The organism is Burkholderia sp. E168m22, assembly GCF_001319805.1.
Lineage (GTDB): Bacteria > Pseudomonadota > Gammaproteobacteria > Burkholderiales > Burkholderiaceae > Burkholderia > Burkholderia orbicola.
Genome location: NZ_BBSK01000074.1, coordinates 1 through 12,243, shown reverse-complemented (window position 1 = coordinate 12,243; position 12,243 = coordinate 1). Strand labels below are relative to the sequence as shown.

Sequence of the window (12,243 nt, the reverse complement as noted above, 5' to 3'; positions counted from 1 at the left end):
GATGAAACGCTCGATTCCGACCGGCCTGCTCGTGGCGCTGGCGCTGCACGCCACCGCCACCTTCGCCGCGTCGACCATCCAGGCCGATGCGTGCTGGATTCGCACCATGCCGGCGACGGTGCCGTCCTCCGGCTACTTCACGCTGAAGAACCACGGCGACGCGCCCGCGACGCTGACCGGTATCGACACGCCCGCCTACGGGATGGCGATGGTGCATGAAACGCAGACGAGCGGCAGCACCGCGAAGATGGTGCACGTCGACTCGGTCGTCGTGCCGGCGCACGGCTCGGTGACGTTCAAGCCGAAGAGCTATCACGTGATGCTCGAGGAACCGCGCCAGTCCGTCACGCCCGGCGCGAAGGTGCCGTTCCGGCTGCACTTCGCGGACGGCTCGACCGTGTCCGTGACCTGCGACGCGAAGGCGCCGACCTACGCCGGCCAGTAACGCCGCCTGCCTCACGAAAGGAGACGCACATGAAAAACCGCCTGCCGCTGGCCGACCTGATCGTTCGCTACCGGACGCCGCTGAATGTCGCGGTGCTGATCGTCTGCGGGTTATGGGCCGCCTGGATCGCGTGGATGACGCGGCCTGCCGCCATCGATACGCCGCCGTCGATTCCCGCGTACTGCATGCGCGACGCACGCTGACGCGACGGCACGGTTCCGGCGGCGGCCCGCGCCCTTATTGGCGTGGCATCATCGCTTCATCCCGACCGCTGGAACCGCCTTCCGGAGCGCCGCATGTCCATTCAGACCTGGATGCTGTTTGCCGCAGCCTATCTCGCCACGACGCTGTCGCCGGGGCCCAACGTGCTGCTCGTGATCCGCAACACGGTGCGCTACGGCGCGCACGGCACCGCCGCGACGATCGCCGGCAACCTCGTCGCGCAGGGCGTGGTCGTGCTGCTGGTCGCGCTCGGCGTGGGCGCGGTGCTGGCCGCGATGCCGCCGCTGTTCGTCGCGATGAAGGTGATCGGCGCCGCGTATCTGATCTTTCTGGGTGTGCGGCAGTTACGCGGCGAGCGCAAGACCGCCGCATCGAGCGGCGCCGCGGAGATCGCCGTGCCCGATCGACGGAAGCTGTTTCGTGAAGCGCTGTTCGTGTCGGGCAGCAATCCGAAGACGATGATCTTCCTGTCCGCTTTCATGCCGCAGTTCATCGTGCACGACCGCCCGCTGGCGCTGCAGTTCGTCGTGATGTACGCGACGATCGCCTGCACGGTCGTGGTCGTTCACAGCGTCTATTCGGCCGGCGTGCGCCGCCTGCATCGCGGCTTCGGCATGAGCCGCGCGGTGCGCGCGCTCAAGCGTGCGAGCGGACTGCTGTTCGTCGGGCTCGGCATCAAGCTGCTGACCGCGCGGCAGGCATGAGCCGGCCCCATCCGGTCAGCGCATGCGAGCGGCCAGCGCGGCCGTGATCTCGTCGAACGACGGCCGCGCATCGACGTCCTCGTTCACGCAGGCCGCCGCCAACGCATCGAGCGCGCCGACGTGCGGTTCGCAGCGCTCGAGCAATTCGCCGAGCAGATAGCCGAACGCGCGCGCTTCGAGCCGTTCGAACCTTGCGCCGCGCGTGCGCTCGGTCGGGTCGTACAGCGACGCCGCGCCGAAATCCCCGAGCAGCGCGCCGCCTGCGCCGTCGTGCAGGATGTTGTGCGCATACAGGTCGCCATGCATGATGCCGCGCGCGTGCAGATGGCCGGCGACCGACGCGATGCCGTGCGCGATCCGCAGCGCTTGTGCCGGCTCGAATCTCGCATCGGCGGCATAGACGTCGCGCGTGCAGGACGCGAAGCTCGGCGGCCCGGCGAGGTTCGTCAGCGCGGGATCGACCAGTTCCATCACCAGGCCGTGCGTGCCATCCGGATGCCCGCGCAGCTTGCCGATCACCGGGATCAGGTTCGGATGACCGCCGGCATGCAGGCACGCGGCCATTTCGCAATCGGGCAGGCCGTCGCTCGTCACCGCGCCCTTGAACAGCTTGACCGCGACCGTGCGCGGCGGATGACCGTCCGCACGCCACTGCGCACGGTAAATGACACCCGACGCGCCCTCGCCCAGTTTCTGTTCGCATGACAGCGCGGCCCAGTCGATTTCCGCGACGTCCGGCCCGGCGGACGCCGCGGCCTCCGGCACCGCGCCGAACGGATTGCCGGCCACGGCGAGCCACGCAAGACGCGGCAGGCGCGACAGCCAGTCGGGCAACGCGTCCAGCCGGTTCGCCGACAGGCGCACCAGCTCCAGCGCACGGCAGGCGGCCATTTCCGCGGGCAGCGCCCGCAGCTGGTTGCCGGCCAGCATGAGCTTCTGCAACCGCGCACAGTCGCCGATGTCGGCCGGCAGTTCCTCGATTGCGTTGTCGGTCAGGATCAGCCAGCGCAGCGCACGCGGCAGCGCGCCGCGCGGCACGGTGTGAATCGAGTTCGCCTTGAAGCCGATCATGTCGAGTTGATCGCACGCGCCGAGCACGTTGGGAAAAGCGGTGAAGCGGTTGCCCGACGCGAACAGGATGCGCAGGCGATGCAGCCGCGGCAGGTCGTCGGGTAGCGCGGACAACGCATTGCCGGTGAGGTCGAGCACTTCGAGCGTGTCGGCCAGATCGAAGATCTCGCGCGGAAATTCGGTTAATCCGCACGCGAGCTTGAGTTGCCGCGCGCCCGACAGTTGTCCGGCCTGCAGTTGTTCGAGGGTGTGGGTCACGGGGAGAAAACGGGTGGCGGTTGCGGGGACCCGTCGGGTCGATCGGACGAATTCTACCGGGATCGATCGCGTGCCCCTACATGACCTTGTCATACCCCCTTCACAAATGCGGAATGTGACGTTAGAATTGCGCCCCTTGCAGTGCCGACGTGGTGAAATTGGTAGACACGCTATCTTGAGGGGGTAGTGGCGAAAGCTGTGCGAGTTCGAGTCTCGCCGTCGGCACCAGATGCGTTTTCCTCGCATTCCAGCATTTCCGAAACCCGCGACAGCAGATGGCGTCGCGGGTTTTTTGTTTTCAGCTACGCCAACAACAGAAAATTCCGCACCACCGCGGACGGCTCGTCGCAGCGCGACGCGATGGCCAGCCTCGCGCGAAACCGGTTACCCGCGAACGGCCGGTATACGACGCCGGGCACCTGCACCTGCGTAATCGCCTTCGGCACGACCGATACGCCGAGCCCGGCCGCCACCAGCGTCACCGCGGACGCCATCTGCGGCGCCGGTTGTGCCATGCGCGGCTCGAACCCGGCGGCCTGGCACGCAGCGACGATGTCGTCGAACAGCGCGCCGCCGGCCGCGCGCGGCACCTGCACGAACGACTCGTCGGCCAACTCCGCCAACTCGATGCGCCGGCGCTGCGCCAGCCGGTGCGCGACGGGCAGCGCGACGAACATCGGCTCCTCGTCCCAGTCGGCTACCCGCAGCGTCGCGGCGACGCGGCGCTCGGGCCGCACGATCGCGACGTCGAGGCGCCCGGCCTCCAGCGCTTCCAGCAGCACGCCCGACGTCGCTTCCTGCAACGTCAGCTCGGCATCCGGGAACGCCTCCCGAAAGCGGCGAATCAGATCCGACACTTTCGGATTGAACGCGGCCGTGCCGGTGAAGCCGACCCGCAAATGACCGGTTTCCCCGCGCGCGGCGCGCCTGGCCGCCCGTGCCGCGCGCTCGGCGTCGTCGAGCACGCGTCGCGCCTCTTCCGCGAACACCTCACCCGCCAGCGTGAGCTCGGCGCCGCGCGCGGTCCGCTTGAACAGCTCCACGCCGAGCTCGTTCTCGAGCGCCTTGATCTGCTGGCTCAACGGCGGCTGGCCGATACCGAGCATTTCGGCGGCCTTCGTGAAATTCGATGCGGCCGCGACGGCCAGAAAGTAGCGGAGATGCCGGAGTTCCATGCGTGACGTGACCTCGCGGTGAGTCGGATCGGCCTGTCGGCCAGTGTTAAAACATATGGCTGCGGTTCATTTCATATATTGGACATATACATGGCCGTGCGCAAGAATTCGCGTATTCCGTCGCACATCGAGTGCCTTCATGTCCTCCGCTTCGATTTCCCGTTCCATGCCCGGCACGCAGAACGCCGCACCCGATGCGCTGCCGGCCGGCGTGTCCCCGCGCTCGGCCGCGTACAAGCGCATCGCGTTCGCGCTGTTCCTCGCCGGCTTTTCCACTTTCTCGCTGCTGTACTGCGTGCAGCCGCTGCTGCCCGCGTTCGCCCATGAGTTCAACGTCGGCGCGGCATCGAGTTCGCTGTCGCTGTCGTTGTCGACCGGGATGCTCGCGGTGTCGATCCTGTGCGCCGGCGCGCTGTCCGAACGGGTCGGGCGGCGCGGGCTGATGTTCGCGTCGATGACGCTGGCCGCGCTGTTCAACCTGCTCGCCGCGTGGTCGCCGAACTGGCACCTGCTGCTGGTCTGGCGCGCGCTCGAAGGCTTCGCGCTGGGCGGCGTGCCGGCGGTGGCGATGGCCTATCTCGCGGAAGAAATCGCCGCCGACGGGCTCGGCTTCTCGATGGGGCTCTATGTCGGCGGGACCGCGTTCGGCGGCATGATCGGACGGATCGGGATGAGCGCGCTCGAGGAGCACTTCTCGTGGCGCACGGCGATGCTGTCGATCGGCGTCGTCGACCTGCTCGCGGCGATCGCGTTCGTGATGCTGCTGCCGGCCTCGCGACGCTTCGTGAAGCGCACCGACCTGACGCTGCGTCACCACCTGCGGCTGTGGCACGCGCAACTGCGTCATGCGCGCCTGCCGTTCGTGTTCGCGATCGGCTTCCTGGTGATGGGTGCGTTCGTGACGATCTACAACTACGCCGGGTTCCGGCTCATGGCGGCGCCGTTCAACCTGAGCCCGACCGCGTGCGGGCTGATTTTCGGCGCATACCTGTTCGGGATGGTGTCGTCATCGAGCGCCGGCGCGCTCGCCGATCGCCTCGGGCGGGCGCCGGTGCTGGTCAGCGGCATCGTCGTGTTCGCGGCGGGCCTCGCGCTGACGCTGTCGCACTCGCTCGTCGCGATCGTCGTCGGCATCGTGCTCGTGACGATCGGCTTCTTCGTCGCCCACTCGGTCGCGAGCGGCTGGGTCGGCGCGCTCGCGGGCGCCGCGAAGGGGCATGCGGCTTCGCTGTATCTGCTGGCCTACTACGTCGGGTCGAGCGTGCTCGGCTCGGTCGGCGGCGCGTTCTGGCAACGCGGCGCGTGGACGAGCGTCGCCGCGTACGTCGCGGTGCTGCTCGTCATCGCATTGCTGGCCGCGCGGCGCTTGAGTCGTGCTTGAGTCGCCCTTGAGCCATGCGTGACGCGGCTCGGCGCGGTGCGGCCCGCGCCGTGCACCTGCGCCGGCCGCTCAGCCGTCACGACACCAGCGCATCGTCCCCTTTCATCGCATACGCCGCCTCGCGCCGCCGCAGCTTCATCGCGATCAGCGCCGCCAGCACCGCGAGCGCGACGCCGGTGAGAAACCCGCCCGTATAACCGACCTTCGCGGTCAGCGACAGGATCGTCGACGACGCGATCAGCTCGCCGAGATCGCGCGTGCTCTGCACGGCGGTCACGTCGGTGCCGGCCTGATCGCTGCCGCCCGCGAAACGCATGCCGGCCGTCATGATCGACACGGACGTGATGCCGGTCGCGAGCGAGCCGAGCACCGTGCACAGCCACGCCCACGACGGCGACACCGGCAGCCACCCGCTCGCCTGCGCGAACCACAGCAGCGCCGCCGCGCCCGCGCAGCTCACGCCGGCCGTGAACGCCCGCCACAGGCCGAGCGCCCGCACGAGCCACGCGCCGCCGCCGCATCCGAGCACGACCGTCACGACGCCGCCCGCCATTCCGAGCTTCCCGATCGCGTCGAGCGACCAGCCCGCGTCGTTGAGGAACAGCTTCGACAGGCCGAAGCCCGATACGGCGGTCATCGCCGACAGCAGCGCGAGCGACAGCAGCGACCACGAACGCGGCCGCTTCGCGAAGCGCACGAGGCTCGCATCGTGATCAGGCCGGATGCGCGCGCGATCCGCGTCGCGCGGCAACACCCACAGCACGCAGACGAGGCTCGCGAGCGGGACGGCGGCCAGCGCGAGAAAGGCGGTTGGCTGGCCGAACAGGCCGATCAGCGTCAACGTGCCGGCGCCGCCGCCGAAGAAGCCGATCATCACGCCCGCGATCTGGATCGCGTTGATCCTCGCGAGCGTGTCGCCGCTGAAATGCTCGGCGGCCATCCCGTCGTTCGCGATGTCCTGCGTCGCGCTCGCGAGCGACGCGACGGCCAGCAGCCCGACCGCCCAGCCCGCCGTCGCGACCGTCATCCCGATCTGCGCGAGGCTGGCCAGGCACAGCACGACGATCGTCTGCATCGGCAGCATCCAGCTGCGCCGCCGGCCGATGCGGGGCGACCAGCGGTTGTCGACGACAGGCGCCCACAGGAATTTCACGACCCACGGCAGCCCGACGAGCGGCAGGAACGCGAGCGCATGAAGTGGTGCGCCGTCGTGGCGCAGCAGCGTCGGCATCGCGTCCATCGCGATGCCGATCGGGATGCCCTGTGACAGGTAAAGCAGCGTGATCGTGATGACCAGGCGGCGATGTTCGAGCAGGTCGCGCATCGAATTCTCCAGTTGCATGAGGTTAAAAAGGTTCGGCGCCGGCCGGCACGCGCGCGGGCTGCATCGCGTCGCGCCGCGGACGGCGCGCCGCACGCAGCAGCAATGCGCCGAAGGCGACGAGCGCCGCGTCGATCGGCCAGTACACGGGTCGGCCCGCGTCCAGCAGCGCGAGCGCGCAATGGGTCGCGCCGGCCAGCCCGTACGCGACGCCGGCCGCACGCATCAGCACGCGCAGCCATGCCGCGCGATCGGCGACGCAGGCCGCGAGCGCGATCGCGCCGCCCCACACGGCCCAGAACAGCATCGCGAGCGCATGGTCGACGTGCATGCCGTCGGGCAGCGCACGGCCGGCGAACAGCAGCGCACCGCCCGCGAGCACGAGCCCGCCGCACACGCCGACCGCGGTGGCGGCCAGCACGTCCGCCGAGCGATCGCGCTGCGCGCGCCGCCGCTCGATCCACAGATGCAGCCCCGTCGCGCACAACGCACACGCGGCGAGCCCCATCAGGAAATGCAGCACGCGCAGCCCATCACCGGCCGCACCCACCCAGCCGTATTGCGCGAAATGCAGCGGCTGCACCGCGATGAACGCGCGCAGCCAGAAACCGCGGCCGCGCGACGTCGCATCGGCGAGCCATTGCCCGTCCGTCGCGCGGTACAGGTGGCGTTCGAACACGGCCGTGCTCGGCAGGCCCGCGGTCGTACCGGCAATCTCGACGCGTGCGTTCACGTCGCCCCAGCGATGCAGCACGACGGCTTCGGGGCGGAAATCCGGCCTGCGCACCGCGTCGCGCCGCAGCAGCGCATCGAGATCGGGCGCATGCCGCCATGGGCCGCCGGCCTCGACGGGCGACGGTCCGCCCAGCAGCTCGGCGAACGCACGCTGCGGCTGCCCCGGATACGCGACGCCCGCGAGCGACACCGTGCCGAGCGCGCCGAGCCCCGACAGCACGCCGGTGAACGCGAACAGCACGAGCCACGGCGTGCCCCACAGGCCGATCCACGCGTGCAGGTCGAACAGCGCGACGCGCAAGCCGTGGCCGCGCCGGATGCGCGCCGCGTCGGGCCAGCGCTTGCGATGCACGACCACGCCCGCGACGATGAGCACGAGCAGTACGACGCCCCACAGGCTCACGAAGATGCGCCCGGGGAAGCCGGCGAACAGCGTCTTGTGCAGCGTGACGATCAACGTCGCCCGCGCGGCGTCGGGCAGCGGCGCGCCGGTCGCCGAATCGAGCGCGAGCGTGCACGTCTGGCGCGCGTCGCAGAAACGGATGGCCGGATCGTCCGGCCGCGGCAGCACGATGCGCGCGTCGCGCAACGCGACCCCGAGCGACGCCGCGCGCGCGACGAGCGCGTCGAGCGGCAACGTCGGCCGTGCGACGGCGACCGCAGGCGGCCGCCACCAGCCCTGCATCGAATCGAACGCGAGACTCCAGGTGCCGCTGAACAGCACGACGAACAGCACCACGCCGAACAGCGCGCCGGCGCCGCGATGCAGCGCGCGCCAGCGCGAACGCGACGAAGCATCCATGTCAGCGCCCTCCCCAGAACATCGCGCACGGCACGAGCACCGCGAGCCACGCACCCGCACGCCACACGGCCTGTCGCCAGCCGGGGGCGACGAGCACCCACAGCAGCGCGGCGACGCTCGCGACGAGCGTCAGCAACACGGCCGCATAGAGCCGGTTCAGGCCGTCGTCGGGGTAATGACGGGCCAGCGTGAGCGCGAGCGCGACCGCCCCCGGCAGCACGCCGCCGATCGCGATCGCCGCCCGCGCGCCCCAGCCGGCCGCCATCAGAATTGCCCGCGCACGGTCAGCATCACGTTGCGCGGTTCTCCGTAACGGTTGTTCCAGCCCGGCTGGCTCAGGCTCAGGTAGTAGGTGCGGTCGAACAGGTTGTTGACGTTGAGCGCGGCGCTCCAGTGCTTGTCGTAGCGGTAGCCGAGCCGCACGCTCGCGAGCGCGTAGCCGCCCTGGCTCATCGTGACGCCGTTCGCCTGCGCCGAGTAGCTGCTCTGCACCTGCACGCCGCCGCCGATGCTCCAGCGCCGCTCCTGCCACGGCAGGTCGTAGTTGGTCCACAGCCGGAACAGGTGGCGCGGATTCAGCAGCGGCGCGAACGAACCCGCGTTCGCGAGGTTGTCCGCATAACGCATCGTGTCGTACGTGTAGCTCGCCCACACGCTCCACCACGGCGTGATGCGCCCGTTCGCCTCGAACTCGAAGCCCTGGCTGCGCACGCTGCCGCCGTTCACGTAGTAGCAGCTCGGCCCCGCGCACGGATGCGCGAGGTCGACCTGCGGGTTGTTGTCGAGATCGATGCGGAACGCCGCGAGCGACACGTCGAGCTTGCCGCCCGCCAGTTCGCCCTTCACGCCCGTTTCGTAGGTGCGCCCCTTCACCGGCGTCAGGATGCCGCCGCCCCACATCGACTTGGTCTGCGGCTGGAACACCTCCGCATAGCTCGCGTACCACGACCAGTCGCGCGCGAAATCCCAGATCAGCCCGCCGTACGGCGTGAACTGGTGGCCGGTGTTGTAGTGCGCGCCGAGGCTGTCCTGGTTCCACCAGCTCATCCGGCCGCCGAGCACGAGCGTCAGCGGCTCCGCGAGCTTGATGCGGCCCAGCCCGTAGACGCCCTTCTGCGAAACGTCGTTCTGCTGCGACTGCTGGTACGGCCCGATGCCGGGCTCGGGCACGCTGCTCGGGTTCCAGCGGTACACGTTCACCGGCGTGCCGGCCACGTCGCCGAGCAGCGGCGCGGTCATCTGCCCGCTGCTGCTGTTCGCGTAGGTGACGCCGAACAGCAGGTCGTGCGTGAGCCCGAACGCATGCACGGGGCCCTGCACGTTCGCATCGATGCTGCGGCTGTAGCTGCTGAACTGGTACGCGGCGCCGGTCAGCCGGCCGCCGGCGCCCGTCGCCGGATCGATCGCGCCAAACGAACCCGCGTACTTCAGGTCCGAGCGCACGCTCTGGTATTCGCCGCTGACCTTCGCCTTCCAGCCGGCGCCGAGCTTCTGCTCGATCGACGCGAACGCGCGCGTCGTGTCCCAGTTGAAACGGCCCCACGCGGTGTCGAGGAACGTCGAGCGCGACAGGCCGAGGCTGGACCCGTCGCGCGCCATCGGCACGCCGGACATGTCGGGCACCGATGTCGTGGTCTGGTACTGCGCGCCGAACGTGAGCAGCGTGTCGCGCGTCACGTCGACTTCCGTGACGCTGTAGATCGAACGCGTGTCCTGCTTCGCGTGGTCGTAGAAGAAGTGGCGATCCTCGTACGCGGCGACGAGCCGGCTGCGCACGGTGCCGGCCGCATTGAGCGGGCCGCCGATGTCGGCTTCCGCGCGATAGCGGTCCCAGCTGCCGACGCTGGCGGTCGCATGCGCGGAGAACTGGTATTGCGGGCGCTTGCGCACGAGGTTGACGGTCGCGGCCGGATTGCCCGAGCCGTGCAGCAGCCCGTTCGCGCCGCGCAGGATTTCGACGCGTTCGTACACCGAGATGTCCTGCGGCGCGCTCGCCATGTCGCCGATCACGACCGGCACGCCGTCGAATTCGAACGAATCGACCTTGAAGCCGCGCACGAAGTACGCAGTGGTGAGCAGCACGTACGGCTGGACGGTCACGCCGGCCGACTGCTGCATCACCTCGTCGAGCGAGAACAGGTTCTGCTGGTCGATCCGCTCGCGCGTCGTCACGCTGACCGACTGCGGAATCTCGCGCAACGCGAGCGGCATCTTGCCGACCGTCGCCACGGACGGATCGTCGGCGACGCCGCGCGACGCATTCACCGCAATCGCCTTCAACTCGCTCCCGGCAGGCTGCGCGGCGGCCGCTTTGTCCCGGCGGACTTCCGCGCCGGCCGCCGGCGCCGCATCGGCGAACGCCGCCGCCGGATGCGCGGCGATCAGCAGGCCGAGGTACAGCGACGGACGCCAGCGCCCGAAACGGGCGACGCGTGCGCCCTGCATCATCGATCTCTCAGGTTCCCGTACCTCGTACCGCATTCACGCCCCCGTATTTGATAATCATTCTCATTATCAATTAGAACCGGCAGGCGATTTTTCGATCGTGGAGCTTTTCCTATCGATTCCGGGCACGGCGGCCCGCATTGTTCACGTCACTGCTCGGATTCGGCCGGGCGGGTTTCGGCGTCCGCGCCGGCGGGCGGCGCTCCGTCGGGCGGCCGTCCAGCGCGGGAGAACGTCGCGTACCACGCATCGGTCTCGATCAGTTGCGCATGCGTGCCGGTCGCCCGCACGCGGCCCGCATCGAGCACGACGATCGTGTCGGCGGCCGCCGCGAGCGCCGGCTGATGCGTGACGACGATGCGCGTGCGTTGCCCGCGCAGCGCGACGAGACTGTCGCGCACGCGTCGCGCGCTCAGTTCATCGAGGCTCGCGGTCGGCTCGTCGAACATCAGCACCGGCGCGCGCGCCAGCAGCGCACGCGCCAGGCATGCGCGCTGGCGCTGCCCGCCCGACAGCAACTGGCCGCCCGGCCCCACGTCGGTGTCGAGGCCGTCCGGCAGGCGTTCGGCGTCGCGCAGCAGGCCGACCGCATCCAGCGCGGCGCGCAGCTCGGCATCGGTCGCGTCGGGCCGCCCCATCCGCACGTTCCACGCGAGGCTGCCGCGAAACAGCCCGTTGTCCTGGAACACGAGGTTGCGCGTCGCGGCGAGCGTCGCCTCGCTCAGGTGCCGCACGTCGGCGCGGCCGAGCAGCACGCGCCCGGCGCACGGATCGTCGAGCCGCGCGAGCAGGCCGAGCAGCGTGCTCTTGCCCGCGCCCGTCGGGCCGACGATCGCGACGAAGCCGCCCGCCGGACAATGCAGGTCGATCCCGTCGAGCAGCGTCGCGCCGCCGGCCGACCGATAGCCGACGCGCAGCGCGTCGACGCTCGCGTCGTGTACCGGCGTGCCGCGCTCGGGGCTGTCGAAAAGTGGCGCATGCAGCACCGCGAGCACCGTATCGAGCGCGCGCCAGCCGCCGCGCAGCGCCTGGTCGAGCTGCGTGAGCTGCGCGAGCGGCTCGATGAAGCGCACGAGCAGCACCAGCACCGCGACGGCCGTCGCCGCGTCGAGCCGGCCGGCCGCGACGGCCCACGCGCCGCCGATCAGCATCGCGACGAACACGCCCTGCACCGCTCCCGCGAAGCCGAGCTCGATCGGCAGCGAGCGCCGCATCAGCGCCCGCGTGCGGCGATGCTGTTCGTCGAACGCGCGCTGCAGCGCCGCGCGTGCGTCGCCGTCCCGGCCCGCGAAGCGCAGCAGCCCCTGATGCGCGGCGAAGGTCTGAAGCTGCACGGCCATGTCGCGATCGCCGGCGGCGCGCGCCTGTTCGAACGCGAGCGTGCGGGCGCCGCCGCGTTCCAGCAGCGCGAACAGCAGCACGGCCGCCGCCGCGAGGCACAGCGCGATGCGCCAGTCGATCCACGCGAGCCCCGCGACCACCGCGAGCGGCGTGACGACCGCGCCGATCAACGGCCCGAGCAGGTGCGCGGGAATTCCCATCGCCTGCATCACCGGCCCGCGCAGCAACCCGGCCCGATGACTGTCGCGCACGGCCTGCCACGACGCGATGCGCGGCAGGTGGTGCACGAGGCGTTCGACGAGGCCGACGGCCAGCGCGCCGCCCGCGCGATAGCCTCGACGTT

11 protein-coding genes and 1 tRNA gene are annotated in these 12,243 nt (G+C 70.2%); 5 read left to right on the top strand and 7 right to left on the bottom strand.

The window, feature by feature from the left end; genetic code table 11:
* Position 1 precedes the first annotated feature (1 nt).
* The 3 genes from AP428_RS17325 (at position 2) to AP428_RS17320 (ending at position 1,371) form a co-directional block, all read left to right on the top strand.
* Positions 2 to 445, top strand: a complete 444-nt coding sequence (locus AP428_RS17325) for a copper chaperone PCu(A)C (RefSeq protein ID WP_041489472.1) — start codon at positions 2 to 4, stop codon at positions 443 to 445.
* 29 nt (positions 446 to 474) lie between these two features.
* A complete protein-coding gene (locus AP428_RS37190) occupies positions 475 to 648 on the top strand; it encodes a hypothetical protein (RefSeq protein WP_011547185.1) in 174 nt (57 codons plus the stop codon).
* Between the two features lie 93 nt (positions 649 to 741).
* Positions 742 to 1,371, top strand: a complete 630-nt coding sequence (locus AP428_RS17320; RefSeq protein WP_011547184.1) for a LysE family translocator — start codon at positions 742 to 744, stop codon at positions 1,369 to 1,371.
* Positions 1,372 to 1,386: 15 nt separating this feature from the next.
* On the opposite strand, the gene AP428_RS17315 is transcribed toward AP428_RS17320, so the two are convergent.
* Positions 1,387 to 2,700 (bottom strand): leucine-rich repeat-containing protein kinase family protein, encoded by a 1,314-nt coding sequence (locus AP428_RS17315; RefSeq protein ID WP_011547183.1) that lies wholly within the window; start codon positions 2,698 to 2,700, stop codon positions 1,387 to 1,389.
* 143 nt (positions 2,701 to 2,843) lie between these two features.
* Here AP428_RS17315 and AP428_RS17310 point away from each other — a divergent pair.
* Positions 2,844 to 2,928: transfer RNA gene (locus AP428_RS17310), tRNA-Leu, on the top strand.
* A 74-nt stretch (positions 2,929 to 3,002) separates the two neighbouring features.
* Here AP428_RS17310 and AP428_RS17305 read toward each other — a convergent pair.
* Entirely contained in the window at positions 3,003 to 3,875 is an 873-nt protein-coding gene (locus AP428_RS17305) for a LysR family transcriptional regulator (protein ID WP_011547182.1), read from the bottom strand.
* 139 nt (positions 3,876 to 4,014) lie between these two features.
* Here AP428_RS17305 and AP428_RS17300 point away from each other — a divergent pair, with 139 nt between their 5' ends.
* A complete protein-coding gene (locus AP428_RS17300; protein WP_027807286.1) occupies positions 4,015 to 5,256 on the top strand; it encodes an MFS transporter in 1,242 nt (413 codons plus the stop codon).
* 76 nt (positions 5,257 to 5,332) lie between these two features.
* On the opposite strand, the gene AP428_RS17295 is transcribed toward AP428_RS17300, so the two are convergent.
* The 5 genes from AP428_RS17295 to AP428_RS17275 all read right to left on the bottom strand — a co-directional run.
* Entirely contained in the window at positions 5,333 to 6,580 is a 1,248-nt protein-coding gene (locus AP428_RS17295; protein ID WP_011547180.1) for a RhtX/FptX family siderophore transporter, read from the bottom strand.
* Positions 6,581 to 6,602: 22 nt separating this feature from the next.
* Positions 6,603 to 8,114: a PepSY domain-containing protein gene (locus AP428_RS17290; RefSeq protein WP_011547179.1), complete on the bottom strand. Its 1,512-nt coding sequence runs from the start codon at positions 8,112 to 8,114 to the stop codon at positions 6,603 to 6,605.
* A 1-nt stretch (position 8,115) separates the two neighbouring features.
* Complete coding sequence (locus AP428_RS17285) at positions 8,116 to 8,379, bottom strand: hypothetical protein (RefSeq protein ID WP_011547178.1); 264 nt, start codon at positions 8,377 to 8,379, stop codon at positions 8,116 to 8,118.
* A complete protein-coding gene (locus AP428_RS17280) occupies positions 8,379 to 10,562 on the bottom strand; it encodes a TonB-dependent siderophore receptor (protein ID WP_050768806.1) in 2,184 nt (727 codons plus the stop codon). Before AP428_RS17280 ends, AP428_RS17285 begins: the two co-directional genes overlap by 1 nt.
* Before the next feature lie 146 nt (positions 10,563 to 10,708).
* Positions 10,709 to 12,243: ABC transporter ATP-binding protein (locus AP428_RS17275; RefSeq protein WP_054928338.1), on the bottom strand; the 1,535-nt coding region annotated here is incomplete at its 5' end.

What these genes read in the sequence shown, in the direction of transcription:
- AP428_RS17325 (WP_041489472.1), top strand. Translation starts at nt 2, where the DNA reads ATGAAACGCTCGATTCCGACCGGCCTGCTCGTGGCGCTGGCGCTGCAC.
- AP428_RS17300 (WP_027807286.1), top strand. Translation starts at nt 4,015, where the DNA reads ATGTCCTCCGCTTCGATTTCCCGTTCCATGCCCGGCACGCAGAACGCC.
- AP428_RS17285 (WP_011547178.1), bottom strand. Translation starts at nt 8,379, where the DNA reads ATGGCGGCCGGCTGGGGCGCGCGGGCGGCGATCGCGATCGGCGGCGTG.
- AP428_RS17290 (WP_011547179.1), bottom strand. Translation starts at nt 8,114, where the DNA reads ATGGATGCTTCGTCGCGTTCGCGCTGGCGCGCGCTGCATCGCGGCGCC.
- AP428_RS17295 (WP_011547180.1), bottom strand. Translation starts at nt 6,580, where the DNA reads ATGCGCGACCTGCTCGAACATCGCCGCCTGGTCATCACGATCACGCTG.
- AP428_RS17280 (WP_050768806.1), bottom strand. Translation starts at nt 10,562, where the DNA reads ATGATGCAGGGCGCACGCGTCGCCCGTTTCGGGCGCTGGCGTCCGTCG.
- AP428_RS37190 (WP_011547185.1), top strand. Translation starts at nt 475, where the DNA reads ATGAAAAACCGCCTGCCGCTGGCCGACCTGATCGTTCGCTACCGGACG.
- AP428_RS17320 (WP_011547184.1), top strand. Translation starts at nt 742, where the DNA reads ATGTCCATTCAGACCTGGATGCTGTTTGCCGCAGCCTATCTCGCCACG.
- AP428_RS17305 (WP_011547182.1), bottom strand. Translation starts at nt 3,875, where the DNA reads ATGGAACTCCGGCATCTCCGCTACTTTCTGGCCGTCGCGGCCGCATCG.